This is a genomic window from Amycolatopsis roodepoortensis, from assembly GCF_014873915.1.
Lineage (GTDB): Bacteria > Actinomycetota > Actinomycetes > Mycobacteriales > Pseudonocardiaceae > Amycolatopsis > Amycolatopsis roodepoortensis.
Map to the genome: position 1 here is coordinate 52,502 of NZ_JADBEJ010000002.1, position 24,984 is coordinate 77,485.

General features: G+C 69.3%; 23 protein-coding genes. 13 read left to right on the plus strand and 10 right to left on the minus strand.

The window, feature by feature from the left end; translation table 11 throughout:
* Positions 1–7 precede the first annotated feature (7 nt).
* From H4W30_RS09325 to H4W30_RS09340, 4 genes are all read left to right on the plus strand, one after another.
* Positions 8–790: an ABC transporter substrate-binding protein gene (locus tag H4W30_RS09325; RefSeq protein ID WP_192742531.1), complete on the plus strand. Its 783-nt coding sequence runs from the start codon at positions 8–10 to the stop codon at positions 788–790.
* Positions 791–1,549: an amino acid ABC transporter permease gene (locus H4W30_RS09330; RefSeq protein WP_016338057.1), complete on the plus strand. Its 759-nt coding sequence runs from the start codon at positions 791–793 to the stop codon at positions 1,547–1,549. It abuts the gene before it with no gap.
* Positions 1,546–2,286: an amino acid ABC transporter ATP-binding protein gene (locus H4W30_RS09335; protein ID WP_037334665.1), complete on the plus strand. Its 741-nt coding sequence runs from the start codon at positions 1,546–1,548 to the stop codon at positions 2,284–2,286. The genes H4W30_RS09330 and H4W30_RS09335 overlap by 4 nt, the downstream gene beginning before the upstream one ends.
* A gap of 272 nt (positions 2,287–2,558) precedes the next feature.
* Entirely contained in the window at positions 2,559–3,446 is an 888-nt protein-coding gene (locus H4W30_RS09340; protein ID WP_192742532.1) for an MOSC domain-containing protein, read from the plus strand.
* Here H4W30_RS09340 and H4W30_RS09345 read toward each other — a convergent pair.
* Positions 3,329–4,135, minus strand: coding sequence for an SAM hydrolase/SAM-dependent halogenase family protein (locus H4W30_RS09345; RefSeq protein WP_192742533.1), 807 nt, complete (start codon positions 4,133–4,135; stop codon positions 3,329–3,331). The two genes, H4W30_RS09340 and H4W30_RS09345, sit on opposite strands and share 118 nt — an antisense overlap.
* Positions 4,136–4,170: 35 nt before the next feature.
* Here H4W30_RS09345 and H4W30_RS09350 point away from each other — a divergent pair, with 35 nt between their 5' ends.
* The 4 genes from H4W30_RS09350 to H4W30_RS09365 all read left to right on the plus strand — a co-directional run bounded on the left by H4W30_RS09350 (position 4,171) and on the right by H4W30_RS09365 (position 7,793).
* A complete protein-coding gene (locus H4W30_RS09350) occupies positions 4,171–5,052 on the plus strand; it encodes a phosphoribosylaminoimidazolesuccinocarboxamide synthase (RefSeq protein WP_192742534.1) in 882 nt (293 codons plus the stop codon).
* A 58-nt stretch (positions 5,053–5,110) separates the two neighbouring features.
* A complete protein-coding gene (locus H4W30_RS09355) occupies positions 5,111–5,818 on the plus strand; it encodes a DUF2334 domain-containing protein (protein WP_318780572.1) in 708 nt (235 codons plus the stop codon).
* A complete protein-coding gene (locus H4W30_RS09360) occupies positions 5,815–6,546 on the plus strand; it encodes a TetR/AcrR family transcriptional regulator (RefSeq protein WP_192742535.1) in 732 nt (243 codons plus the stop codon). The genes H4W30_RS09355 and H4W30_RS09360 overlap by 4 nt, the downstream gene beginning before the upstream one ends.
* Positions 6,547–6,617: 71 nt before the next feature.
* A complete protein-coding gene (locus H4W30_RS09365; protein WP_192742536.1) occupies positions 6,618–7,793 on the plus strand; it encodes a DUF418 domain-containing protein in 1,176 nt (391 codons plus the stop codon).
* 147 nt (positions 7,794–7,940) lie between these two features.
* Here H4W30_RS09365 and H4W30_RS09370 read toward each other — a convergent pair whose 3' ends face one another.
* Positions 7,941–8,576 (minus strand): MBL fold metallo-hydrolase, encoded by a 636-nt coding sequence (locus H4W30_RS09370; protein WP_192742537.1) that lies wholly within the window; start codon positions 8,574–8,576, stop codon positions 7,941–7,943.
* Positions 8,577–8,609: 33 nt separating this feature from the next.
* On the minus strand, positions 8,610–9,554 hold the full coding sequence (locus tag H4W30_RS09375; RefSeq protein WP_192742538.1) for an ArsR/SmtB family transcription factor: 945 nt from the start codon (positions 9,552–9,554) through the stop codon (positions 8,610–8,612).
* Positions 9,555–9,615: 61 nt separating this feature from the next.
* On the opposite strand from H4W30_RS09375, the gene H4W30_RS09380 reads away from it, so the two are divergent.
* Complete coding sequence (locus H4W30_RS09380; protein WP_192742539.1) at positions 9,616–10,758, plus strand: MFS transporter; 1,143 nt, start codon at positions 9,616–9,618, stop codon at positions 10,756–10,758.
* Between the two features lie 33 nt (positions 10,759–10,791).
* Positions 10,792–12,294, plus strand: coding sequence for an aldehyde dehydrogenase family protein (locus H4W30_RS09385; RefSeq protein WP_192742540.1), 1,503 nt, complete (start codon positions 10,792–10,794; stop codon positions 12,292–12,294).
* A gap of 63 nt (positions 12,295–12,357) precedes the next feature.
* Here H4W30_RS09385 and H4W30_RS09390 read toward each other — a convergent pair whose 3' ends face one another.
* Together H4W30_RS09390 and H4W30_RS09395 are read right to left on the minus strand one after the other, a co-directional pair.
* Positions 12,358–13,938 carry a GMC family oxidoreductase gene (locus H4W30_RS09390; protein WP_192742541.1) on the minus strand — a complete coding sequence of 527 codons (1,581 nt, stop codon included), beginning with the start codon at positions 13,936–13,938 and terminating at the stop codon, positions 12,358–12,360.
* Between the two features lie 102 nt (positions 13,939–14,040).
* Positions 14,041–14,814, minus strand: a complete 774-nt coding sequence (locus H4W30_RS09395; RefSeq protein WP_192742542.1) for a hypothetical protein — start codon at positions 14,812–14,814, stop codon at positions 14,041–14,043.
* 66 nt (positions 14,815–14,880) lie between these two features.
* Between H4W30_RS09395 and purS the strand changes: the two genes are divergently transcribed.
* Positions 14,881–15,120, plus strand: a complete 240-nt coding sequence (purS, locus tag H4W30_RS09400; RefSeq protein WP_125784867.1) for a phosphoribosylformylglycinamidine synthase subunit PurS — start codon at positions 14,881–14,883, stop codon at positions 15,118–15,120.
* On the plus strand, positions 15,117–15,800 hold the full coding sequence (purQ, locus tag H4W30_RS09405; protein WP_192742543.1) for a phosphoribosylformylglycinamidine synthase subunit PurQ: 684 nt from the start codon (positions 15,117–15,119) through the stop codon (positions 15,798–15,800). Before purS ends, purQ begins: the two co-directional genes overlap by 4 nt.
* Positions 15,801–15,988: 188 nt before the next feature.
* Here purQ and H4W30_RS09410 read toward each other — a convergent pair whose 3' ends face one another.
* On the minus strand, positions 15,989–17,716 hold the full coding sequence (locus tag H4W30_RS09410) for an ABC transporter ATP-binding protein (RefSeq protein ID WP_192742544.1): 1,728 nt from the start codon (positions 17,714–17,716) through the stop codon (positions 15,989–15,991).
* 111 nt (positions 17,717–17,827) lie between these two features.
* The gene (locus H4W30_RS09415) at positions 17,828–19,453 is read right to left on the minus strand and encodes an ABC transporter ATP-binding protein (RefSeq protein ID WP_192742545.1); all 1,626 of its coding nucleotides are present in this window, start codon (positions 19,451–19,453) and stop codon (positions 17,828–17,830) included.
* Positions 19,454–19,572: 119 nt separating this feature from the next.
* On the opposite strand from H4W30_RS09415, the gene purL reads away from it, so the two are divergent.
* Positions 19,573–21,855 (plus strand): phosphoribosylformylglycinamidine synthase subunit PurL, encoded by a 2,283-nt coding sequence (purL, locus tag H4W30_RS09420; RefSeq protein ID WP_192742546.1) that lies wholly within the window; start codon positions 19,573–19,575, stop codon positions 21,853–21,855.
* A gap of 207 nt (positions 21,856–22,062) precedes the next feature.
* Here purL and H4W30_RS09425 read toward each other — a convergent pair whose 3' ends face one another.
* Genes H4W30_RS09425 through H4W30_RS09435 form a run of 3 tightly spaced genes read right to left on the minus strand, consistent with a single transcriptional unit; the run spans position 22,063 to position 24,834 of the window.
* Positions 22,063–22,914 (minus strand): hypothetical protein, encoded by an 852-nt coding sequence (locus H4W30_RS09425; RefSeq protein ID WP_192742547.1) that lies wholly within the window; start codon positions 22,912–22,914, stop codon positions 22,063–22,065.
* Positions 22,914–24,017, minus strand: coding sequence for a pentapeptide repeat-containing protein (locus H4W30_RS09430; RefSeq protein ID WP_192742548.1), 1,104 nt, complete (start codon positions 24,015–24,017; stop codon positions 22,914–22,916). The genes H4W30_RS09425 and H4W30_RS09430 overlap by 1 nt, the downstream gene beginning before the upstream one ends.
* 4 nt (positions 24,018–24,021) lie before the next feature.
* Positions 24,022–24,834, minus strand: a complete 813-nt coding sequence (locus H4W30_RS09435; RefSeq protein WP_192742549.1) for a flagellar basal body-associated FliL family protein — start codon at positions 24,832–24,834, stop codon at positions 24,022–24,024.
* Positions 24,835–24,984: the final 150 nt, after the last annotated feature.

Here is a 24,984-nt window from a genome sequence, read left to right on the forward strand (position 1 = left end):
GATCACGATGAAGAAGTCACTCGCCGCCGTCGTCGGCGCCGCCCTCGTGGCGGTGCTGGCGGCGTGCGGTGGCGGTGATGGCGCGAGCGGCGACACGCTGCGCGTCGGCACGCTCAGCGACTCGAAACCCAACGCCTATCAGGAAAACGGCGTGTTCACCGGGTTCGACAACGAGCTGCTGAAGGCCATCGCCGCGCACCAGAACCTGAAACTCGAGTTCGTCTCCACGGAGTTCTCGACCCTGCTGAGCCAGGTCGCGAACGGCAAGTTCGACATCGGCAGTTCGGGGATCTCGCAGACCGACGAACGCCGCAAGACCGTCGACTTCTCGGCGCCGTACAACTACCAGTCGCTCGGTATCGAGACCCGCGAAGGAGTCGGCATCACCGACGAGAACTCCTTGGCGGGCAAGCGGGTCGGGGTCGTACAGGGCACGGTGTCGGACAGCTGGCTGGCGGCCAACGCGCCCACCGCGCAGGCCGTGAGGTTCCCGCAGGACGCCGCCGCGCTCGCCGCGCTCAAATCGGGCGCGATCGACGGCGCGATCTTCGACCAGGCGACCGCCGAGGATTACGCGGCGAAGAACCCGGACGCGAAGCTCAAGGTGGTCAAGGCGATCACCACGACCATCCCGCACGGCTTCGCGGTCAAGAAGGGCAACACCGAGCTGGCGGGCAAGATCAACGCCGGGCTCAAGGCGGTCATCGCCGACGGAACGTGGGAAAAGGTGCACCAGCGGTTCGAGCCGAACGCGCCGGTGCCCGCGGAGTTCAAGGCCGGGCAGAAGTAAGTGGACGATTTCCTCAACACCTTCCTGAACTGGGAGTACATCTGGGAGGTCTTCCCGGACCTTCTCGGGACCGGCCTGCTGAACACGCTGATCCTGTCGGTGTTCTCGGCGCTGATCGGCACCGTGCTCGGCATGCTGCTGGCCACCATGGGCCTGTCCAGCAAGGCATGGCTGCGCTGGCCCGCCCGGGTGTACACGGACATCTTCCGCGGCCTGCCCGCGATCCTGACCATCCTGGTGATCGGGCAGGGCGGCGGGATCCTCATCCCGTCGCTGTCGCGGAATCCGTACCCGCTGGGCATTCTCGCGCTGAGCCTGATCGCCGCCGCCTACATCGGCGAGATCTTCCGCGCCGGTATCCAGAGTGTCGAAAAAGGACAGATGGAGGCCAGCCGCGCGCTGGGCATGAGCTACACCAAGGCGATGACGCTCGTCGTCATCCCGCAGGGTGTGCGGCGCGTGCTGCCCGCGCTGGTGAACCAGTTCATCGCGCTGGTCAAGGACTCCAGCCTGGTGTACTTCCTCGGCTTCCTCGCCGAGCAGCGCGACCTGTTCCGCATCGGGCAGGACCTCGCGGCGAACACCGGGAACCTGTCGCCGCTGGTCGCGGCGGGCGCGGTGTACCTGGTGATCACCGTGCCGCTGACGCATCTGGTGAACTACATCGACAAGAAGCTGCGCACCGGCAAGAAGATCCGGGTCGACGACGAGGGCGGCGAGCCGGAACTCCTGAACACCGGAAAGGTGCCGATGCCATGACCGCCGCCGTACGTTCATCGAGCGTCGAACTCCGCGACATCCACGTCTCCTTCGGCACCCTCGAAGTGCTGAAGGGCGTGAACCTCAAGGTCGAGAAGGGCCGCACCACCTGCATCATCGGCCCGTCCGGCTCCGGCAAGTCGACGCTGCTGCGCTGCGTGAACCGTCTCCAGGAGCCCGATTCGGGCGACCTGTTGCTGGGCGGCGAGAGCGTCATCTCGTCCGACCCGGACGCGCTGCGCCAGCGGGTCGGGATGGTGTTCCAGCATTTCAACCTGTTCGGGCACCGCAGCGTGCTGGACAACATCACGCTGCCGCTGCGCAGCGTCCGCAAGCTCGGCAAGGAGGAGGCGGCGGAGATCGCGCACGCCCGGCTCGCCGAGGTCGGCCTCGCCGACAAGGCGCCGTACCGGCCGAGCGCGCTCTCGGGCGGGCAGCAGCAGCGGGTCGCGATCGCGCGGGCGCTCGCCATGGAACCCGAGGTCATGCTGTTCGACGAGGCGACCAGCGCGCTGGACCCGGAGCTGGTCAAGGGCGTCCTCACGCTGATGGCGGGGCTGGCCGAACGCGGCCTGACGCTGCTCGTGGTCACCCACGAGATGGGTTTCGCGCGCGGCGTCGCCGACGAGGTCGCGTTTATGGACGACGGGAAGATCGTCGAACAGGGCGCGCCGGAGGCGATCTTCGACGCTCCGCGGAGCGAGCGGCTGCAGCGGTTCTTGTCGCAGGTGTTGTAGGGCGCCGCCGTTGCCCCGGGCCCGATCTGTGGGGTCTGTGGGGCCTGGAGCCGGTGTCGCGAAAGCCACTTTCGGGACATCAGAGGTCGCGAAAGTGGCTTTCGCGACATGATCACCAGGCCTGGCCACGGCCAACCCCCGGCCAAGCCTGAGCACCCGGCGGTACCGAGCGCCTCGGGTTCTCGTGAGTGGCGATTCGGGTTCTAACCCGAATCGCCACTCACGACCACCTGTACCGACCGACTCCCGGCCAGACTCGTTAACCTGCGGTCATGGCGAGAGTGGCGAAACTGGTCTATTACCCGGTCAAAGGCTGTGCCGGGACGGCGGTCGAAACGGCCGACGTCACCCCGGCTGGGCTGAGGTTCGACCGTGCCTGGATGGTCGTCTCCCCGGAGGGCGAGTTCCGCAGCCAGCGCAAGCATCCGGTGATGGCCGCCATCCGGGCCGAGGTGCTCGACGACGGCGCCCGCCTGCGGCTCGCCGCTCCCGGCGTCGAAGATCTCCTGGTCGAGACGGTCACGGACGGCCCGCGGCATCCTGCCGCGACGTTCACCTGGCAGGGCAAGGGCGTCCACCAGGGTGACGAGGCCGCTGACTGGTTCTCCACCGTGCTGGGCCTCCCGTCGGTCTTCGTCGGGCTCGCGCCGGAGCACGAGCGCGTCACCAACGGCGAGGTCCCCGGCACCGCCGCCTTCGCCGACGCGCACGCGATCCTGCTGACCTCGGAGTCCTCTTTGGACGGTCTGAACGAGCGGATCGCGTCGCGCGGCGCCGAGGCCGTGCCGATGGATCGCTTCCGGCCCAACATCGTCGTCGCGGGCTGGCCGGAGCCGCACCGCGAGGACGACGTCCGCTCGCTCACCGCCGGTGGCCTCGAACTCGGGTACGCCAAGGTCTGCATCCGCTGCACGGTGCCGATGGTCGACCAGGAGACCGGCCGGAAGGCTGGCCCCGAGCCGATCCGGTCGCTCGCCTACTACCGCCGCGAGCCCGAGGGCGGCGTCTCGTTCGGGATCAAGATGGCCGTGACCGGCCCGGGTCAGGTGTCCGTCGGCGACGAGGTGATCGTGCACTCCTGGGCGGGCCCCAGCCTGAGCACCTCCGACGCCGAACCGCCGTTCACCGCGACCGCGAGCCGTCCCGCGGAATCGGTGTAGAGCACGTTCCGGCCCGGCGGCACCGTGCCGAAGGTGTCGCCGACCAGCGCTTTCACCAGGACGTGCTCGCTGCTGACGGAGACCGTGCCGGACAGCCCCGCCAGTTCGAGGTCGGCGTGGCTCGCGGCGAGCTGGACGTTGCCGAAGTGGTCGACCGTGAGCACCTCGGCCACCAGCTTGCCGGGGAACACCGCCACGAACGGGTCCGGCAGGCGCACGAGGTCGTCGACGGGCGGCCCGAACCGTTCGGGGGCGACGCCGAGCGCGAGATGCGCCGCCGCGGGGGCGAAGACGTCGCGTCCGTGGAAGGTCGACGACGTCACCGGAAGGCGGTATTCCGGCGCCGCGAGTTCGTACGCGGCTATCACCCCGCTGAGTGTTTCGGCGGCCGGAATGAGGAGCCCGTTGTCCGGGCCGACGAGCATTCCGCGCTCGGTGACCACCACGACACCGCGCCGAGCGGTGCCGACGCCGGGGTCCACGACGGCGAGATGGACCGACTCCGGCAGATACGGCACGGTCTGGGCGAGTACCTCGGCGCCGGTCCTGACCTGCTGCGGAGGGATCTCGTGGCTCACGTCGATCACCCGTACGGACGGCGCGATCCGCGCGATCACACCGTGGCACGCGGCCACGAAACCGTCTCTCAGCCCGTAGTCGGTCGTGAACGAAACGCAGTGGATCGGCATGATCAGCCATCATCCTTGATCGCTAGGGTGCAGCCGTGACGACGCTCGAATACCCGAAGATCGCCGCCGGCAAGGTCCGTGAGCTCTACGCCGTCGATGACGAGCATCTGCTGCTCGTCGCTTCGGATCGGATCTCCGCCTACGACGTCGTCTTCGACACGCCCATCCCGGACAAGGGTCGGGTGCTCACCGCGATGAGCGTGTTCTGGTTCTCCCTGCTCTCCGATGTCCTCCCCAACCACCTGGTCTCCTACGAAGACGAACGCATCCCCGCCGAGGTCCGCGGCCGGGCGCTGCTGGTGCGCCGGCTGGCGATGCTGCCGCTCGAAGCCGTCGCCCGCGGATATCTCACCGGTACCGGTCTCGCCGATTATCGCGCGCGCGGCACGGTTTGCGGCGTCGAACTTCCGCCGGGCCTGACCGACTCGTCCCGGCTCCCCGAACCCATCTTCACTCCCGCGACCAAGGCCGACCGCGGCTCGCACGACCAGAACATCGCCTTCGACGACGTCGTCGGGCAACTCGGCCGCGAACGGGCCGAGGAGGTCCGCGAGGCGACGCTGGCGGTGTACCGCCGCGGCGCGGAGTTCGCCGCCGAACGCGGCATCCTGCTCGCGGACACGAAGCTCGAATTCGGCATCGACCGCCAGGGGAACCTCGTGCTGGCCGACGAGGTCCTGACGCCGGATTCCTCGCGCTACTGGCCCGCCGGCGGTTACGCGCCCGACAGCCCGCAGCCGTCGTTCGACAAGCAGCCGCTGCGGGACTGGCTCACCAGCCCGGCGTCCGGCTGGCACCGCCGGGACAGACCGGAGTCGCCACCCCTGCCCGAGGACATCGTCGCCGCCACGCGGGCGAGGTACATCGAGTCCTACGAACGCATCACCGGCCGGTCGCTGCAGGATTGGCCCGCCTGACCTGCGGAGTTCACTCCGACGTCAGGCGAGCGCAAGCCCGGGCTGGCTCACTGGTGGGGTGGATGCACGTTTGCTGGTTTCCCTGTCCGGCGTGACCACCCGGACGTTGCACCGCTGTGCCGATCTCGCGGCCGAACTCGACCGGCGCAGGGTCCCGCTGTCGGTGCTCTACGCCGCTCGCACCGGCGAGGGCCCCGTGACCGAGTGGGTCAGGACGCGCCGCACCAACGGCGATTCCGTCCTCCTGCACGGCTACGACCACCAGGTCCCGCCCACCCATCGCGCCGTCTACCTGGGCAAACGCGCCGAGTTCGCGGCACTTCCCGCGCACGAGGCGCGGCTGCGGCTGATCGCGGCGAAGGCCGCGCTCGACGCCAACGGCATGGCCGTCGACGGTTTCGCGCCGCCGCGCTGGATCGCGTCGGAGGGCACCGTGCAGGCCCTGCGTGAGCACGGCTTCACCCTGTGCGCGGACCTGGTCTCGGTGCGGGATCTGGTGTCCGGCCAGGTCCAGCGCGCCAGGGTCCAGGAGTTCGGCGGGCCGTCGCACCGCACGGAGACCGTCCGCTGTTTCGCGCTGGTGTTGGCCGCCGCCAGGGCCGCCCGCCGCGGCGGGCTCGTCCGGCTCGGCATCGACGCCGCGGACCTCGCCCGGCCGGGGCTGCGGCAGGCGTTCCTCGACGCCGTCGACGTCTCGCTGGAGAACCGCGCTTTCGGAACCACGTACGGCTCGCTCTCGCGAACGCGGGTTAAATTGTCGGGATGACCGACGAGGGTGGCGCACCGGCGACGCTGATGCGGCTCTGGCGGCAGGCGGAGCGCCCGACGCGCGGCAGGCCGTCCGTGCTCGACATCGACAGTGTCGTGGCGGCCGCGGTGGATCTCGCCGATCGCGAAGGCGTCGTGAACGTGACGCTGGCGAGCGTGGCGAAGGACCTCGGCGTCACGAAGATGTCCCTGTACCGCCACATCGGTTCGAAGGCGGAACTGCTGGAGCTGATGGCCGATTTCGCCATCGGTGATCCGCCGCGCGTGGAGCCGGCCGGTGACTGGCGGACCGAGCTGACCACGCTGGCCGAGGCCAACCGCGATGTCCTGATGAAGCACCCGTGGCTGGTCGAGCTGCCGCTCACCGGCCCTCCGGCCGGACCGCACGCGGTCGCGTGGATGGACGCGATCCTGCGGACGCTGCGCGACACCGGCCTCGACTGGGGCACCAAGGGCGGGGTCCTGGTGCTGATCGGCGGCTATGTCCGCCTCGCCTGCGCGCAGGCCATCCAGCTCGCCGAGGGCAGGAAGGGCAGCGAGCTGAGCCAGGCTCAGGCCGAACGGGCCTACGGCAAAGGCCTCGCCGAGCTGATCGACCCCGAGCGTTTCCCCGATGCCGCGGGCTTCCTGACCTCAGGGCTCGGAGACTCCGAACAGGACTCCGATTTCGACTTCGGTCTCGGCGTCGTGCTCGACGGCATCGCCGCTCTCGTCGACGCCGGCTGACAAGTACCCGCCTCCTCCTTTAGTATCCGCCGGACATTAATTAGTGTACGTTGGATACTAAAGGGGGCTTCATGACATCGACACCGACGAGCGAGCGGGTGCTCGCTCCGGATCTGGCCAGGGGTTTCGCGCTCCTGCTCGTCGCGCTGGCGCATACCGCCAGCATCTTCCTTGGGAACACGCCGGGCGTCGATCAGACGCCGGAAGGCCTGGAACGGCCGTACTTCGTGCTGCTGTTCGTGTTCGTCCACGCGTGCGCGCTGCCGCTGTTCGGCATGATGCTCGGCTACGGCATCGTGCAGTTCGCCAACCGTCAGGAGGCGCTGGGACAGCCGTGGCCGCGCACGCGCGGCATCCTGCTTCGCCGTCACGCGTGGCTGCTGGTCTTCGGCGCCGTTGACGGGGTGCTGTTCTTCTCCGGCGACGTGCTCGGCGCGTACGGCGTGATAGGCGTGGTGTTCACCCTGCTGCTTTTGAGGCGTGGCAAGGGTTTCTACCGGATTCCAGTGCTGTACCTCGGGTTCGGCGTCTGCTATCTGGCCGTGCTGATGTACCTGGTGCTCACCGGTGGTTCCGGGAACGCGCCGGTCCCGTCCGTCGAGGACGTGTCATCCCTGGCGCCGACGTATGGCGACGCCGTGCGCGAGCGGCTCACGGAATGGCCGATGAGCACGGCGATCCTGCTGTCGTCGATCCTCTTCGTCTGGGTGGGTGCCTGGGCCGCGAAGAAGCGCGTCCTGGAGGAGCCGAATCGGAAACTGCTCCTCTTCGGTGTGTTCGGCGGTTTCGGCGTCGCGATCGCGGGTGCGTTGCCGATGGGGCTTTTCGCCGGTGACTACGTCGGATTCGACGAAGGGACCGCCGGGCTCGTCAAGCTGATGTACGAGGGAGCGGGCCTGTTCGGCGCGATCGGTTACATCAGCTTGTTCGGGCTCATCGGTATGGCGGTCGGCGAGAAGCGCCGCGGCGTCGTGGTCACCGCGATCTCGGCGCTCGGCCAGCGCACGCTGAGCGCGTACCTGTTCCAGTCGGTGGCGTGGCTGATCCTGGCGCCGCCGTTCATGCTGGGGCTGAGCGGCAGCACGTTCGTCGCGGCGGCGTGCGGGCTCGGCGTGTGGCTGCTGACGGTCGTCGTCGCGTACCTGATGCACCGGCGGGGGTATCGGGGACCGGCGGAGATCCTGGTGCGGAAACTGGCCTATTGGGCCCCGGAGACTGTGTCGCGAAAGCCACTTTCGCGACGCTAGATGTCCCGAAAGTGGCTTTCGCGACACTGGCGGCCAACCGCTCCGGCGACCGGACGGCAAGAGGCGTTGCGAAAGCCACTTTCGCAACCTTCAACGTTGCGAAAGCGGCTTTCGCAACGCCATCGGGGGCGGCGCGGCGTACCGGAGCTAGAGCTTCACCGGTTCCCCGACATCCAGCACCTTCACCTCGGTGCCTTCCGGCGCGAGATTCGTGAACAGGCCGTAGTGCATCTGCGGCCGCGCGAGGACGGCTTCGTGGATCGGGACGGCGAGGCGCGGCGACACCGCACGCAGGTAGTCGACCGCCTCGCCGGCCTTCAGCCACGGGGCGCCGGTGGGCAGGCCGAGCACGTCGATCTTCTGTTCCGGCACGAAGAACGAGTCGCCGGGGTGGTAGAACGCGCCGTGGTCGACGACGTAGCCGACGTTCGGGATCACCGGGATCTCCTCGTGGATCACCGCGTGCTCACCACCGACCACGTCAACGCTGCTGGAGCCGATTTCGAGGGCGTCGCCGGGGTTCGCGATCTGGAACTCGGCGCCGATCTTCCCCACCGCTTCGGCGGAACCCGGGTCGACGATCAGCCGCACGCCGGGGTTGGCCTCCAGCAGCGAGGGCAGCCTGTCCGCGTCGAGGTGGTCGAAATGCTGGTGCGTGATCAGGATGGCGTCCAGCTCACGCTCGCCCTCGAAGCCCGCCGAGAAGGTGCCGGGGTCGATCAGGATCCGCGCGCCCTCGGTCTCCAGAAGGGTGCAAGCGTGTCCAAAGTGGACAATACGCATCGGTCTTCTCCTTCGCGGTAGCTCGATTCCAGCCTATGCCCGCAGCAGGGCGTCGCCAAGTTCGGTGCGCCGATAACGGACTTCGCGGCCGCGCCGCCGGGTTTCGAGCAGGCCGGCCGCGCGCATCGCGGTCAGATGCTGCGAGACCGTCGGCGCCGAGAAGCCGAGCCGTCGTGCCAGCTCGGTGGTGCTCGCGGGCTCGTTGAGCGTCGTGAGCAGCGCGGCCTTCGTCCGGCCGAGTACTCCGGCGAGGGCGCCGGGCGGACTTTCGGGATCCGACCAGAGTTCGGCCACCCCGCGAGCCGGGTACAGCAGCGAGGGCTGCCACGGCTCCATCGTGATCACCCCGACCGAAGGCCAGGCGAAGACGCCGGGGATCAGCAACAATCCGCGTCGGTCGAGGTGGACGCGGCCGCGTTCCTTCATTTCGATCACCAGGACGTCGTCGACGAGCCGCACCCGCGGGTGGATGTCCTCGAGCACCAGCGCGATACCGCCGGCGGCCAGGCGTCGCGAGCGTTCCTCGATGTCGGCGACCAGGAACCGGCGCATCCGGGGCCAGTGCGGCTCGACCAGTTCGGTCCAGGCGATCTCCATCTGGCTCGCTAGCAGATCCCTTGCCTCGGCGGGATCTTCCGGCAGGCCGCTCAGGTCCGCGTCCACTTTGGACAGCTCGTGGGCGACCTGCTCCGGTGTCGTGCGACGGATCTCGGCGAGCTGGGCGGACGCCGTGGTCTCCGGGCCGCTCGGCGGCGGGCTGAGGAAATCGGTGATGTAGTGCCGCGCGCTCATCACCTTGGCGAAGCCGTCGATGGGCAGGTCCGGCAGTTTCGCGGCGGCCTCGCGCAGCCACGGCAGGTGGCTCGGGTGCCCGCGCCGTCCGAGCAGCGTCTGCATCGCGCCCATGGTCTCGTCGAGCGGGGAGATGCCGAAGCGGACGCGGTTCGCGCTCTCGGCGGTCAGGACCAGCTCGATCATCGGATTAGGCTATGTCCTAATCAATGGTCCTGGCCAGCCCGGGTTCGACAGTGTTCGTGGCATGACGTTGCTGCGTAATTCCGGGTATTGGCGCTGGTCGGCGGGGGTGCAGCTGAACCGGCTGCCCGGCATGATGGCGCCGTTGGCCTTCACCGTGCTGACCACCGCGACGACCGGTTCGTACCGGCTCGGCGGGATCATGATGGCCGTTTTCGTCGCCGCCGAGATGGTCGGCGCCGTGCCGACGGGACGGCTGCTCGACCGCGTCGGCCCCGCGCGCGGGCTCGTCGTGCTGCTCCCGCTGGTCGCCGCCGGACTGTTCCTGCTGGCCGCGGTCGCTTCCGCCGGAGCCCCGGACTGGGTGCTGCTCGCGCTGGCGATCCCGCCGGGGCTGGTCGCGGGCGGGCTGAACGGCGGTTTCCGGACGTTGCTCGCCGCGACGGTGACCGAAGAGGAGCTGCCGAGGGCGGTTTCGGTGGACGCGATGATCCTCGAAGGCGTCATCGTCGGCGGGCCGCTGCTGGTGGCGCTCCTGGCGACGTCCGGCCCGGTCGTCCCGATTCTCGCGATGGCCGTCGTCGCCCTGCTCGCGGCGCTGCTCGTACCGCGGCGGACCGTTCCGCGAGATCCACAAAGGACGGTCGAGCGCCAGTCGATCCCGGTCGCCGCGTGTGTGCCCTGGCTGGCGGGGTTGTTCACCGTCGGGCTCCTGCTGTCGACCATCGAGGTCGGGCTGCTGCCGCTCGTCCTGCGCCTCGGCGCGCCCGAATCGGCGACGGCCATCGTCATCGTCGTGCTGTGCGGGGCCAGTATCGCCGGGAGCGCGCTGTACGCGATGCGGGGGAAGGCCGGCGATCCGAGGCTGTTCCTGGCCGGTTTCGTGGTCGGCGGGATCGTGGTTTCGGCGGGCTTCGGCTGGGACGGGCTGCTCGGCGGGGTCGCGCTGATCGGGCTCTGCACCGGCCCGCTGATGGCCGTCTCGTCGGTCAACCTGCAGAAGCTGCTGCCGGAACGCCGCCGGTCGGAGGGGTTCTCACTGGCCTTCACCGTGCAGGCTTCGGGCTTCGGGCTGGGTTCGCTGGCGATCGGCGTGCTGCCGGTCTGGCTGTGCCCGCTGCTCGGTGTCCTTGCGGCCCTCGTCTCCTGTGCGATGCTGGTGGCACGCCCCAGGCGAGCTATTGGCACGCCGTCAGTAACGTCGTAGCCTGGGCTTTGAGCCGAGACACGGGAGAAGTCGATGACCGCAGTCCAGCCGAAGCCGACCGCGCACAGCGTGGGGGAGACCTTCGATTCCCTCAGCCCGGCGACCGACGAGGTCGTCGGTACCTACCCGGTGCACAGCAAGGAGGACGTCCGCGCCGCCATCGCCCGCGCGAAGGACGCCGCCGAATGGTGGGCCGGGCTCGGCTACGACGGTCGCGCCGAACGCCTGCGCCGCTGGAAGGGCGTCATCACCCGCAGGCTGCCGCAGCTGTGCCAGGTCGTGCGCGACGAGACCGGGAAACCGATCGCCGACGCGCAGCTGGAGAGCGTCCTCGCCATCGAGCACATCGCGTGGGCGGGCAAGCACGCGCGCAAGATCCTCGGCAAGCAGCGCCGCGCGGCCGGGCTGATGATGTCGAACCAGGCGGCGACGGTCGAGTACCAGCCGCTCGGCGTCGTGGGCGTGATCGGCCCGTGGAACTACCCCGTCTTCACTCCGCTCGGCTCCATCGCGTACGCCCTCGCCGCCGGCAACACCGTCGTCTTCAAGCCGAGCGAGTACACGCCCGGCGTCGGGAAATGGCTGGTCGACGCCTTCAACGAGGTCGTCCCGGAGTGGCCGGTGCTGCAGCTGATCACCGGCTTCGGCGAGACCGGCGCCGCGCTCGTCACGGGCGGCGTCGACAAGATCGCCTTCACCGGCTCGACCGGCACGGGCAAGAAGATCATGGCCGCGGCCGCCGAGACGCTCACCCCGGTGATCATCGAGGCGGGCGGCAAGGACGCCGTCCTGGTCGACGCGGACGCCGACCTCGAAGCCGCCGCCGACGCGACCGTCTGGGGCGCGTTCTCCAACTCGGGCCAGACCTGCATCGGCGTCGAGCGCGTGTACGTCCACGAGCGTGTGCACGACGAGTTCGTCGCGAAGGTGGTCGAGAAGTCGAAGGACGTGCGGGCAGGCTCGGACGCGGCCGCGCAGTACGGCCCGGTGACGATGCCTTCGCAGCTCTCGGTGATCAAGCGCCACATCGCGGACGCCATCGAGCGCGGCGGCAAGGCGCTGGTCGGCGGCGTGGACGCGGTCGGAGACCGTTACGTGCAGCCGACGGTGCTCGTCGACGTGCCCGAGGACTCCGTGGCGGTCCAGGAGGAGACGTTCGGCCCGACCGTCACCATCGCCAAGGTCCGCGACATGGACGAGGCCGTCGAGAAGGCCAACGACACGAAGTACGGCCTCGGCTCGACGGTGTTCTCGAAGTCGCGCGGCCTCGAACTCGCCGGACGGCTGCGCACCGGCATGACTTCGATCAACGCGCCGCTTTCCTTCGCCGGTATCGCTTCGCTGCCCTTCGGCGGCGTCGGCGACTCGGGCTTCGGCCGGATCCACGGCCCGGAAGGCCTGCGCGAGTTCGCCCGTCCGAAGGCCGTCGCGCGGCAGCGGTTCACCGCGCCGATCGTGCTGACGTCGTTCTCCCGCAAGGAAAAGACGGACGCGCTGGTCGCGAAGCTCATTACCGTGCTGCACGGAAAGCGGTAGCGGAGCGCTTTGGGTCTCGTGAGTGGTAAGGACGGTTCTAACCGTCCTTACCACTCACGAGCGTCACTTGCCCCGGATGAGGTCCGCGGCCTTCTCCGCCACCATGATCGTCGGCGCGTTCGTGTTCCCGCGCGGCACCACGGGCATCACCGACGCGTCGACCACGCGCAACCCGTCCACCCCGCGCACCTTCAGCGACGGATCGACGACGGCGTTTTCGCCCGTCCCCATCGAGCAGGTCCCGACGGGGTGGTACAGCGTCTGCGTCTTCTCGCGCACGTAGTCGGCCAGTTCATCGTCGGTCAGGTCGTGCCGCTCCGGCAGGAACGGCTTGTCCAGATAGCGCGCCAACGGGCCGGACTTCCCGATCTCGACCAGGGCCCGCATCCCGGCGAGCATCTTCTCCATGTCGACGGATTCGGCGTAGTAGGCCGGGTCGATTTCCGGCTTCCACAACGGATTCGACGACTTCAGCCGCAGGCGTCCCCGGCTCGCGACGTCCACCAGGGTCGCCGCCGAGGTGAAGCCCGGCACCGTCGGCTCGCGCATCCCGTTGTCGTAGAACAACGTCGGCGCGACGTGGATCTGCATGTCCGGCGGTGAGACACCGTCCGCGGCGGGGAAGAACGCACCCGCCTCGCCGATGTTCGAGGCCAGCGGGCCGCGTTTGGTGAGCTGGTACCGCACCAGCCCGCCCGGCGTCGCCGCGTCCACGAGGTCGGTGGTGCCACGCGTCGACCAGATGATCCCGCAGGCGGGATGGTCGTGCAGGTTGTCGCCGACGCCGGGAAGCGCGGCCACGACGTCGATCCCGTGCTCCCGCAGGTGTTCCGCCGGGCCGACGCCGGAGAGCATCAGCAGTTGCGGCGAGTTCACCGCGCCGCCGCTCAGCAGGACCTCCGTCGACGCGCGCACGGTCGTCTCGGTGCCTTTGTCCAAATAGGACACGCCGACGGCGCGGGTGCCTTCGAAGACGACGCGGGTGGCTTGCGCGTTGGTCCGCACGGTGAGGTTCGGGCGCGCCAACGCGGGCCGCAGGTACGCGTCGGCCGTCGACCAGCGGCGGCCCTTCTTGCACGTCACCTGGTAGACGCCGGCGCCTTCCTGTGACTCGCCGTTGAAGTCGTCGGTGCGTTTGAGGCCCCAGGCGACCGCGGAATCCACCCAGGCGAGCGACAACTCGTGGGTGAAGCGGCGGTCCTCGACGTGCAGCGGGCCGTCGGTGCCGTGCAGCGGCCCGCCGAGCCGCTGGTTGCCCTCCGCCCGTTTGAAGTACGGCAGGACGTCGTCGAACCCCCAGCCCTCGGCGCCGTGCCCGTCGCGCCAGCCGTCGTAGTCGGCGCGGTTGCCGCGGATGTAGATCATCGCGTTGATCGACGAACAGCCGCCGAGCGTCTTCCCGCGCGGCCAGTACAGCGTCTTGCCGGTGTGCTTCTGCTCGACCGTCTCGTAGTTCCAGTCCCATTTGGTCTTGAACAGGCCGGGGAACGCGGCGGGGATGTGGATCTCGTCGGCGTCGTCCTCGCCGCCCGCCTCGAGCAGGAGCACCCGCGCCGACGGATCCTCGCTCAGCCGGTTCGCCAGTACGCATCCCGCGCTGCCCGCGCCGACGATCACGTAGTCGAAGGAGTCCTGATCGGCCACGGTGCCTCCTGCTGCTCGCCCGGTGTTGACGCCCCGCCAATGGGCTCATCTTGGCCCAGCGCCGCGCTCCGAGCATCCCCCAGACGAAGGATCGGTGCGAGCTCAGTCCGAGTCGGGTGAAAAAGAGGCCACGCAGGGGCCGCCCTCGGCGTCGTCCTCGGTCTCGATCCGGCCGGGGTTCCGGACGCCGTCGACCTCGCCGGTGAGGTGCAGGATCGTCTGCTTCGCGGTGGTCAGCACGTCGGCGTTGTCGACGGTGTACCTGCCCTCGCCGTGGATGATCTGCTGCACGCCGTCGCGCGTCGTGTCCGGCACTTTCTCGCACAGCACGGACAGCGCCGCCGGGATGTCGCGCGCGTTGATCGCGTCGACGAACTTGTTCCCCGCTTCTTCGCCCGTCTTGACGTCAGGGCGTGGCGACGGCTTCGTCTCGATGCCCGGCAGCGGTTCGGGCTCGCCGCCGATCTTGGCGTCGCGCACGCACCAGCCGCCCTCGCCGGGGATCATCGCGATCCCGACGGTCTGCCCGCCTGCGTTGAGCGTGGCCGAATACTCCTGCGGCGCACGCTGGCGCGCGGGCGTGCCGAGCTGTGCGCCGTCGGTGGCGGCCATGACCTGCTCGAAACTGTAGGACCGCTTCGAGCGGATCGGGCACCAGAGCTGGCTGAGCCGATCTTCGGCGACGCCGTTCACGAACGACTGGCTCAGCTGCTCCGGCGTCGCGCGCGAGGTGGTGTCGGCCTTGGCCTTGAAGAAGCCCGGCGTCACGAACCCGGTGAAGGCGACACCGCCCGCGATCAGGACGAAGACCAGCACCAGCGTGATCCAGAGCCCGGTCTTCGGCTTCTTCGGCGGTGCGTACTGCCCGTAGGTCATGCGGCAACCGTAGTGAAGTAGGCTCGGGCGGTACCCACGACCTGCGTGAATAAGGAGCAGCCTGCCGTGGCCCGAGTCGTCGTCGACGTCATGCCCAAGCCCGAAATCCTCGACCCGCAGGGCCAAGCCGCGCTCGGCGCGGCCGGTCGTCTCGGCTTCACCGGGATCACCGAGATCCGTCAGGGCAAGCACTTCGAGATCGAGGTCGACGACTCCGTCGACGACGCGACGCTCGAAAAGATCGCCGAGGGCTTCCTCGCGAACCCCGTCATCGAGCAGTGGACCATCAAGCGGGTGGACGCGTGAGCGCCCGCATCGGGGTCATCACCTTCCCCGGCACGCTCGACGACGGTGACGCGGCCCGCGCGGTCCGCTACGCCGACGCCGAAGCCGTGCCGCTGTGGCACGCGGACGAGGACCTGAAGGGTGTCGACGCCGTCGTCGTCCCCGGTGGCTTCTCGTACGGCGACTACCTGCGCGCCGGCGTCATCGCCCGGTTCGCGCCGGTGATGTCGTCGGTGATCGAGGCCGCCCACAAGGGCATGCCGGTGCTCGGCATCTGCAACGGCTTCCAGATCCTGTGCGAGGCCGGGCTGCTGCCGGGCGCGATGATCCGCAACGCCGGCCTGCACTTCATCTGCCGTGACCAGTGGCTGCGCGTCGAGAACAACGACACCGCGTGGACCACCCGGTACGACAAGGACGCCGAGATCCTCATCCCGATGAAGAACATCGACGGCTGCTTCGTCGCCGAGCAGGCCACGCTCGACGAGCTGGAGGGCGAGGGCCGCGTGGTTTTCCGCTACGTCGGCGGCAACCCCAACGGCTCGCGCAACGACATCGCCGGGATCCGCAGCGAGAACGGCCGCGTCGTCGGGCTCATGCCGCACCCGGAGCACGCCATCGACGCCCTCACCGGGCCTTCGGACGACGGTCTCGGCATGTTCTACAGCGCCGTCGACGCTCTTTCATTGGTCGCGCGCTGACGTAAACGCGCCGAAGGGGCGCCGTTCCGTATCCAACTCGCGTTGAGTGCGGAGGCGCCCCTTCATCGTGTTTACGTGGGCCTTCGGCCCGAAAGAGGGCGCGCGACGTGAAGTCTCCGTCGGGCGCGGGGCGCCCTTGGGGAGACGCGTCTCCCCAAGGGCGCCCCGCATTTCGTCCTCTAAATGCGTCAGGAGGCAGCGGCCACCAGGGCGGAGTAGGGGCCTCCGGCGGCCAGCAGCTCCGCGTGCGAACCCAGCTCGGTCACCCGGCCGCCCTCGATGACCGCGACCCGGTCGGCCGCGGCCGCGGTGTGCAGCCGGTGCGCGATCGCGATCACCGTGCGCCCTTCGAGCACCGCGCTCAGCGACCGCTCCAGCTCCCGCGCCGAACCCGTGTCCAGCAGCGACGTCGCCTCGTCCAGCACCAGCGTGTGCGGGTCGGCCAGCACCACCCGCGCCAGCGCGAGCTGCTGCGCCATCGCCGCCGGGACGGCGACCGCCCCGGCCCCGACCTTCGTGTCCAGCCCGTCCGGCAGGCTCGCCACCCACTCCGAAGCCCCGACCGAGGCCAGCGCGGCCAGCAGCCGTTCGTCGGCCCAGTCCCCGGCCGGGAGCGTGAGGTTGTCCCGCAGCGTCCCCGAGAAGACGTGCTGCTCCTGCGTCAGCAGCAGGACCTCGCCGCGCAGGACGTCGTCCGGCAGCGTCGACACCTCGGCGCCGCCGATCCGCACCGAACCCGAGGTCGGCGCCGACATCCCGGCCAGCAGCCGCCCGAGGGTCGACTTGCCGGCACCGGACGGCCCGACGATCGCCAGCCGCTCCCCGGCGGGCACCCGCAGGTCGATCCCGTGCAGCACCTCCCGGTCGGCGTTGTAACCGAAGCGCACGTCGCGGACCTCGATGTCCTGGCCGCGCGGAGCCGCCGAGGCCGTCTCCGAAGACGAGGCGGGCCGCACACCCAGCAGCCGCCGCAGCGAGACCCCCGCGACCTGGATGTCCGCGAGCCAGAACAGCGCCTCGTTCAGCGGACCGGTCATGACCTGCGAATACAGCAGCATCGCGGTGATCGTGCCGAGCCCTTCCCAGCCGTTCGAGTAGGCGAGCAGGCCCAGCCCGAGCATCACCGGCACCGGCAGCACGTAACTGATCTCCAGCGACGGGATCCACCGCATCTGCAGCGCCCGGACCTTGCGTTCGCCCAGCATCGCCGCGTCGAGACCGTCGTGCCCCGTCCGGATCCGGCGGCCGGTCAGGTTCAGCGCCTCCGCCGTCCGCGCGCCCTCCGCGGTCTCGTGCGTGGTGGACTGCAGCTCGGACCACTTGTCGAGCATCCGCCGCATCACATCGGGGATCCGCCGCTGGTACCAGATGTTCACCGGCACCAGCAGCGGCAGCGCGACCAGCAGGCCCAGCGCCAGGAACGGCGACGTGATCACCATCGCCACCACGGTGAACACCACCGTGACGGCGGCGATCAGGATCTCCGGCGCGCCGAACCGCACCGCGTGGTCGATTCGGCTGACGTCGGTGGTCGCCCGGCTGAGCAGGTCACCCGTGCCCGCGGCCTCGACCGTGCCGAGCGGCAGGTTCAGCGCGTTCCCGACGAACTCCTCACGGTTCTTCGCCAGGATCCGCTCGCCGAACACCCGCGCGCGAAGCCGCGCCAGGCCCTTGAACCACGCCTGCGCGCCCAGCACGACCACGAACGCGATCGCCAGCCAGGTGATCGTGGCGGTCGTCGTACCTTCGACGACCTCGTCCACCAGCGCGCCCAGCAGCCTCGGCCCGGCGAGCCCGATCGCGGTCGCGACGCAGAACAGGCCGAGCATCACGGAGAACTCGCGCTTGTTGGCGCGCGCGGTCTCCTTGATCCAACGTCTGACGTCCTTCTTGTCTGCCAGCGGCAGCTTTTTCATGCTGTCATTTCCTTACCCCCGAGGTGGTCGTCGCGAACCCGCCGGAGGGCCTTCGGCCCCCCAACGGATTCGCGAGGCCTTCGGCCAAAGGCGGCCACAGCGACTCCGTCTTCAAGCGACCACTTTCGTATCGATGACCACATCGGCCACATGTGTCCACAAAGGACTTTGACTGAACACGACGGTGGTCTTGCCGCGCCGCAGCTTCGCGACGCGTTCGGTTATGCGGGCTTCGGTATGCGCGTCGACGGCCGAGGTCGGCTCATCGAGCAGCAGGACGTCGGCGTCGGTCGCCAGCGCGCGGGCCAGGTTCAGCCGCTGCCGCTGACCACCGGAAACCTCACGTCCGCGTTCGCCGATCACCTCGTCGACGCCGTTGGGCAGCGCGTCCACGATGTCTTCGGCGTCCGCCGCGTACAGCGCTTCGGTGATCTCGACGTCCCCGGGCTCGGCGGGGGTGACCTGCTCGCGCAGCACACCGGAGAACCAGATGTCCTGGTTGTGCGCGAACACGACCCGCCGCCGCAGCTCGTCGAGGGCGACCCGGTCCACCGGAACCCCGCCGACCAGCGCGGGTTCACTCGGATCGGTGAACCGCGCCATCCGCGAAGCCACCGCTTCGGCGTCGGCCCCGACGTCGATGACGGTCAGTTTCCCGGCCTCGACCTTGATCCCGGACGTCTCGTCGTACAGATCCAGCGGGCCTTCCGGCAGCGGCACCGGGTGCTCCGGCTCGGCCAGCGTGCGTTCGGTGGACAGCAGTTTGCACACCTTCCGCGCCGAAACCAGCGCGGCGCTCAGCACGCCCGCGAACTCCGTCGCCGTCGTCACCGGGATCACCAGGAACACCGAGATGCCGTAGAACGTGATCAGCTCCCCGACCCCGATGGTGCCGTTCATCGTCAGCTGCGCGCCCAGCCAGGTGATGACCACCGTGACCAGTCCCGGCAGCGCGACCTCTGCCGCCGCGAGCCAAGCCTCGCTGCGTCCGACCTGGACACCGGCCGCGCGGACCCGCTGGCTGGAGCGGCGGAAGCGGTCGAGGAACTGCTTCTCGCCGCCGACACCGCGAAGGATCCGCAGACCGGAGACGATGTCCGCGGCCAGCGCGTTGACCTCGGTCTTCTCCTCGCGCTGCTTCGTCTGACGCTTCTCAAGCGGCTTCAGCAGAGGCCCGATGCCGACCACCGCCAGCGGGACACCGATCAGCGCGACCACGCCGAGCAGCGGGGACGTCGACAGCAGCGCCGTCGCGCACACGATGAACGCGATCAGCGAACCGAAGGCCCGCCCGAGCACCTCGAAGGAGTCACCGATCGGGTTGATGTCGCTGGTGGTGATCGCGACCACGTCACCCGTGGTGGTCGTGTCGCGCAGATTCGCGCCCAGCTTCGCCGCGTGTTCGGTGGCCAGGCGCTGCGTCACCCCGGCGCCGTGGATCCAGCAGCCGTAGGACGCGAAATGCTGCACCGTGCCCGCGATCGTCTGCGCGATCCCGAGCCCGGCGGCCGCGAGACCCCACAGCCAGACGGAATCGCCGTCGCCGCGGCCGATCGCGTCGATGCCGCGGCCGATCGCGACCGGCAGCAGGGCGATCGGAAGCGACCACAGCGCACCGCTGATCGCCGAGACGGCGAGCAGTCCCGGACGCGCGAGCATCATCCTGACCAGGTACCGCCAGGCGGTCGGCTTGGCGGGCAGGCGTAGCCGCGGAAGCGGATATGTGGCGGAAAGCACGATTACCGACGTTAAGCCGATCACCGTCGCGGGCGCGACCGATTTATCCGTGGGCGACCGCGAGTGGGCTTGAACACTCGCCTATTCTCAAGGCCGTGGCGAACCCTGAGGTTGACACCGTGACCAGCACCGTTGACACCACTCAACGCGCCGAGGCGACCCCCGAACTGACCCAGCCGTACGTCGAGCTCGGCCTCGCCGACGACGAGTACGCCCGGATCCGGGAGATCCTCGGCCGCCGTCCGACCGACGCCGAGCTGGCGATGTATTCGGTGATGTGGAGCGAGCACTGCTCGTACAAGTCCTCGAAGAAGCACCTGCGCTACTTCGGCGAGACCGCCACTCCCGAGATGAAGGAGAAGATGCTCGCCGGCATCGGCGAGAACGCGGGCGTCGTCGACATCGGCGAGGGCTGGGCGGTCACCTTCAAGGTCGAGAGCCACAACCACCCGTCCTACGTGGAGCCGTACCAGGGCGCCGCGACCGGTGTCGGCGGCATCGTGCGCGACATCATGGCGATGGGCGCGCGCCCGCTCGCGGTGGCGGACGCGCTGCGCTTCGGCCCGGCGGACGCCCCCGACACCCGCCGCGTCCTGCCCGGTGTGGTCGCCGGCGTCGGCGGCTACGGCAACTGCCTCGGCCTGCCGAACATCGGCGGCGAGCTGGTGTTCGACCCGAGCTACTCCGGCAACCCGCTGGTCAACGCCCTGTGCGTCGGCGCGATGCGCGTCGAGGACCTGCACCTCGCCTTCGCCTCCGGCAAGGGCAACAAGATCATCCTGTTCGGCGCGCGCACCGGCCTCGACGGCATCGGCGGTGTGTCCGTCCTGGCGAGCGACACCTTCTCGGGCGACGAAAGCTCGGGCGGCCGCAAGAAGCTCCCGAGCGTCCAGGTCGGCGACCCGTTCACCGAGAAGGTGCTCATCGAGTGCTGTCTCGAACTGTTCGCCCAGAAGCTCGTCGTCGGCATCCAGGACCTCGGCGGTGCCGGGCTTTCCTGCGCGACGTCGGAGCTCGCGGCCGCCGGCGACGGCGGTATGCACATCTACCTCGACCGGGTTCCGTTGCGCGCCACCGGGATGACCCCGGCGGAGGTGCTGTCCAGCGAGTCGCAGGAGCGCATGTGCGCGGTCGTCTCGCCGGAGAACGTCGAGGCGTTCATGAAGGTCTGCGAGAAGTGGGACGTCATCGCCACCGACATCGGCGAGGTCACCGACGGCGAGCACCTGGTCATCACCTGGAACGACGAGGTCGTCGTCGACGTCCCGGCGCACACCGTGGCGCACCAGGGCCCGGTGTACGACCGCCCGATCCAGCGTCCGTCCACACAGGACGCTCTGCAGGCCGACACCTCGGCCAAGCTGCCCCGTCCGTCCACTTCGGACGAACTGCGCGCCGACATCCTCAAGCTGATCTCGTCGCCGAACCAGGCGTCGAAGGAATGGGTGACCTCCCAGTACGACCGCTACGTGCGCGGCAACACCGTGCTCGCGCAGCCGTCGGACTCCGGCGTCATCCGGATCGACGAGTCGACCGGCCGCGGTGTGGCCGTCTCGACCGACTGCAACAGCAAGTTCGTCTACCTCGACCCGTACGAGGGCGCGAAGCTCGCGCTGGCCGAGGCGTACCGCAACGTCGCCACCAGCGGCGCGAAGCCGGTCGCGGTGTCGGACTGCCTGAACTTCGGCGCGCCGACCGACCCGGGCGTGATGTGGCAGTTCGAGCAGGCGGTGCACGGCCTCGCCGACGGCTGTGTCGAGCTCGGCATCCCGGTGACCGGCGGCAACGTCAGCTTCTTCAACCAGACCGGTGACACGGCCATCCTGCCGACCCCGGTGGTCGGCGTGCTCGGCGTGATCGACGACGTCACCCGCCGCATCCCCACCGGGATCGGCGCGGAGGCCGGGGAAACCCTGCTGCTGCTGGGCGAGACGCACGACGAGCTGGACGGTTCCGCCTGGGCGCGCGAACTGCACGGCCACCTCGGCGGCCGCCCGCCTCGCGTGGATCTGGCGCGCGAGAAGCTGCTTGCCGACATCCTCATCGCCGGTTCGCGTGACGGCATGATCTCCGCCGCGCACGACATCTCCGACGGCGGCCTGATCCAGACGCTCGTCGAGACCGTCCTCATCGGACAGTGCGGTGCCCGCGTCTTCCTCGACGCGGAACAGGATCCGTTCGTGCAGCTGTTCTCCGAGTCCGCGGGCCGGGTGCTGGTCGCCGTGCCGCGCACCGAGGAACTGCGGTTCACCGAGATGCTGACCGCGCGCGGCCTGCCGTGGCGCAAGACCGGCGTCGTGGACCCGGAGTCGGGCTCGCTCGAACTCCAGGGCATCACGGAGTTCACGCTGGACGAGCTTCGGGAGACCTGGGAGAAGACGCTCCCGGCGCTGTTCGACTGAGCTGAAGGGCCGCGTTCGGCCTCCGGAAGTACATGAAGGCCCCCTTCCTTGCGCCAGGCGCAAGGAAGGGGGCCTTCATGTACTTGAAACGGGGCTCTGCGGGCCCGCCGCCTGAAGTCTGCCCCGGTTCACCTGTCGCGAAAGCCACTTTCAGGACATCAGACGTCGCGAAAGTGGCTTTCGCGACGTCTGTTGGGTCGTGAGTGGCTAGCCCTCACTGGCAGGCAGAGCCGAACCCTCCGCGAACTTCGCGTCCTCCAGTGACGGGGCCTCCTCGAAGGTCGCCACACTCAAGTCGACAGGCGCCTCGACGACCAGGCCGTCCAGCGACACCTTCCGTTCGAACCGTGCCCTCGTGACCTCGAACCTGCCGCGGATGGTCGCGTTCTCCAACAGGAACTTCCCGGACAGCTGAGCGTCGGTGAGGTCGAGATAGGACAGCACCTCGCACCGATCCGCGCCGAACCAGCCGATCCGCCTGCCGAGCAGCCCCAGCTTGTCGAGCCGGGCGTCGCTGAGGTTGAGCGAAAGCGTCGGCCCGGTGGTCCCGGCGTGGGGAAGGATGTCGCGGATCAGCCGCTCGGCCGCACGCCGGACCAGCCTTTCCCGCTCCGCCGCCGCCCGCTTTTCCTTGTCGTCCCAGTCGAGGTCCGGGTCGAAACTCGGGTGCTCGAACGGCCGCCGCAGGTACGCGCACAACACGTCCAGCACCGTCTGCCGGTACTCCGGACGCGTCCTGGCCAGCCCGGCGAGCGAATGCATCGCCCCGATCCGGACCTGATCGGCTTCGTTGCCCAGCAGTTCGATCGACTTGGCGAAGCGCTCGTCGGAGATCCGGCTGCGCTCGATCTCGTGCCGGTCCTCTTCGGTACGCCTTCGCCGGTCGTTGAGCCAGAGCCCGTAGAGCGCGGCGATCGCCCCGCCCGCCAGCGCGCCGGTCTTGAGCGCGTCGCCGCGGCTGGTCGCGCGATCCGTGAGCAGCCAGGCGGTGACCCCGACGAGCACCACGACCGACGACAGCAACGTCCAGAGCAACGGCGACTTGACCAGGCGCCTCATCAGTCCTTCACCGTGAGCCGGGCGCGGCCGTCCGGCAGTGTCTCGACGGCCCAGCCCGCGGGGAGTTCGTGATCCCTCGCCGGCTCCACGGACGTGTTGTACAGCGACACCGTGCCGGGCGGCTTACGGAAGCTCAGGTCCCCGAAGCCCTCGAACCGGGCGCGACGCAGATCGAGCGTGCCCTTGAACTCCGCGTCGGCGAAGACGGCGTCCTTCGCGAAGACGCTGTCCTTGAAGGAGGTCTCGCCCGCGAACACGGTGTCGCGGAACTCGACGTCCTCGGAGAACCGGACCCCGCTGAACCACGCCCGCTGTTCGAACTTGGCGTCACTGCACCGGAAGAAGCCGATGCGCTTCTCCTTTTCCGTGCCCGCGCCGGTCAGATACACCGGCCCGCGGAACACACAGCCGGACAGGTTGGTGCTGCTGTACAACCCCGCGTAGCGGAGCAGCAGCTTGCCGACCTTCCGCTCCGAAAGATCGAAGTACTCCAGCACCGCGCCGGTCAGGTCGAGGTCGTACGCGTTGCCCTCGGAATCCGCGGCCGGGAGCAGTTCCCCGATCAGCCGTTGCGCGGTCTGCCGGACTTGGAGTTCCTGGTCCTGCTCCGCGGAGCCCGCTTCCGGCGCGGCGTTCCCGTCCCGTTTCGCCGTGTCCTTGTACCGCGGATGCTCGAACGGCCGCCGCAGGTACGAGCACAGGATGTCCAGCACGGTCTGCTTGTAGACCTCGCGGCCGCGAGCCAGCCCCGCCAGCGCGTGCAGGGCGCCGACCCGCACCTGGTCCGCCTCATGGCCGAGCAGTTCGACGGCCTTCGCGAACCGTTCGTCCGAGATCCGGTCCCGGTCCTGGTCGGCCCGCCGCAGCTCGAGCTCCTGGCGCTGCCGTTCGACTTCCTGGCGCCGCTCCTCGACCCGGCGCCGCCTGTCGTTGAGCCACAACGCGTACAACGCGACGATGGCGCCCCCGGCTATGCCGCCGGTCTTCAGCGCCTCGCTGCGGCTGGTCGCCGGATCCGTCAGCAACCAGCCGCCGACCGCGAGCAGCAGTACGAGCGAGACGACGAAGGTCCAGAGCAGCGGGGAGCGGAGAATCCGCTTCATCCGCTCAGAATACGAAGAAGTTGCGGACGCAGAAGGACTTGTCCGGGTTGTCGTCCGAGGAGATCCCCGACCCGCTCACCTTCTTGCCCTTGACCGTGCCCTCGATGTCACCGGTGATGAACCCGTCACCGATACCGGAGGTCGAGGTGACCTCCAGCTGCGACGGCGCCGGGGCCATGATGTCGATCGAGTCGCCCATGGTCGCCTTCATGTCCGCGCACACCAGCGCCAGCGCGCCGGCCTTGTCCCCGGCGCTCACCTTGGCCAGGAAGTCCTTCAGGTTCTGGATGCCCTTCGGGTTCCCCTCGGAACCCGTGCCACCGCTTTCGGTGCTCCTCGGGCTGCTCCTCGGCGAGCTCGACTTCGGGCTGCTCTTCGGCGCGGAGGTCGGCGCCTGCTCGGACGACGACGCGGGCGGCGGCGCGGCCGTGTTGTTGCCCTCGTCCTTGCTCAGCAGGAAGCCCGGCGCGACGAACCCGGTGACACCGAACGCGATCAGCACCACCAGGCCGATCACGATCCCGATGATCAGGCCGGTCTTGCTCTTCGGCGGCGGCGCGGGCGGGCCGCCGAAGCCCTGCTGGTAGCCCTGGTTGTTCGGGTCCCAGCCCTGCTGGGGCTGCTGCGGGTACTGCTGGGTCTGGTCCCAGCCCTGCTGCGGCTGCTGCGGGTACTGCTGCGTCTGGTCCCAGCCCTGCTGCTGTCCGTACTGCTGCGGCTGACCGTACTGCTGGGTCTGGTCCCAGCCACCCTGGTGCGGCTGCTGTCCCTGGGGGTCCTGGCCATAGGGCTGGCCTGGCTGGGGTGGGTAGGTCATCGGTCTCGCCTTCCGTACTGGGGCCTGAGGCTGCAGATCAGACGACCGGCGGTCAGCGCTGGTTCCGGATCCGCCCGTGCCAGGGATTTTCCAGGGGCAAGGTACCCCGCGCGCGAAAGCGGCTCCCGGCCGAGGCCGGGAGCCGCCTGT

Coding starts and splice junctions, on each gene's coding strand:
- H4W30_RS09345 (WP_192742533.1), bottom strand. CDS start 4,135: ATGCCGATCCACTGCGTTTCGTTCACGACCGACTACGGGCTGAGAGAC.
- H4W30_RS09425 (WP_192742547.1), bottom strand. CDS start 22,914: ATGAGGCGCCTGGTCAAGTCGCCGTTGCTCTGGACGTTGCTGTCGTCG.
- H4W30_RS09335 (WP_037334665.1), top strand. CDS start 1,546: ATGACCGCCGCCGTACGTTCATCGAGCGTCGAACTCCGCGACATCCAC.
- H4W30_RS09340 (WP_192742532.1), top strand. CDS start 2,559: ATGGCGAGAGTGGCGAAACTGGTCTATTACCCGGTCAAAGGCTGTGCC.
- H4W30_RS09430 (WP_192742548.1), bottom strand. CDS start 24,017: ATGAAGCGGATTCTCCGCTCCCCGCTGCTCTGGACCTTCGTCGTCTCG.
- H4W30_RS09380 (WP_192742539.1), top strand. CDS start 9,616: ATGACGTTGCTGCGTAATTCCGGGTATTGGCGCTGGTCGGCGGGGGTG.
- H4W30_RS09395 (WP_192742542.1), bottom strand. CDS start 14,814: ATGACCTACGGGCAGTACGCACCGCCGAAGAAGCCGAAGACCGGGCTC.
- H4W30_RS09410 (WP_192742544.1), bottom strand. CDS start 17,716: ATGAAAAAGCTGCCGCTGGCAGACAAGAAGGACGTCAGACGTTGGATC.
- H4W30_RS09365 (WP_192742536.1), top strand. CDS start 6,618: ATGACATCGACACCGACGAGCGAGCGGGTGCTCGCTCCGGATCTGGCC.
- H4W30_RS09385 (WP_192742540.1), top strand. CDS start 10,792: ATGACCGCAGTCCAGCCGAAGCCGACCGCGCACAGCGTGGGGGAGACC.
- H4W30_RS09435 (WP_192742549.1), bottom strand. CDS start 24,834: ATGACCTACCCACCCCAGCCAGGCCAGCCCTATGGCCAGGACCCCCAG.
- H4W30_RS09370 (WP_192742537.1), bottom strand. CDS start 8,576: ATGCGTATTGTCCACTTTGGACACGCTTGCACCCTTCTGGAGACCGAG.
- H4W30_RS09325 (WP_192742531.1), top strand. CDS start 8: ATGAAGAAGTCACTCGCCGCCGTCGTCGGCGCCGCCCTCGTGGCGGTG.
- H4W30_RS09375 (WP_192742538.1), bottom strand. CDS start 9,554: ATGATCGAGCTGGTCCTGACCGCCGAGAGCGCGAACCGCGTCCGCTTC.
- H4W30_RS09360 (WP_192742535.1), top strand. CDS start 5,815: ATGACCGACGAGGGTGGCGCACCGGCGACGCTGATGCGGCTCTGGCGG.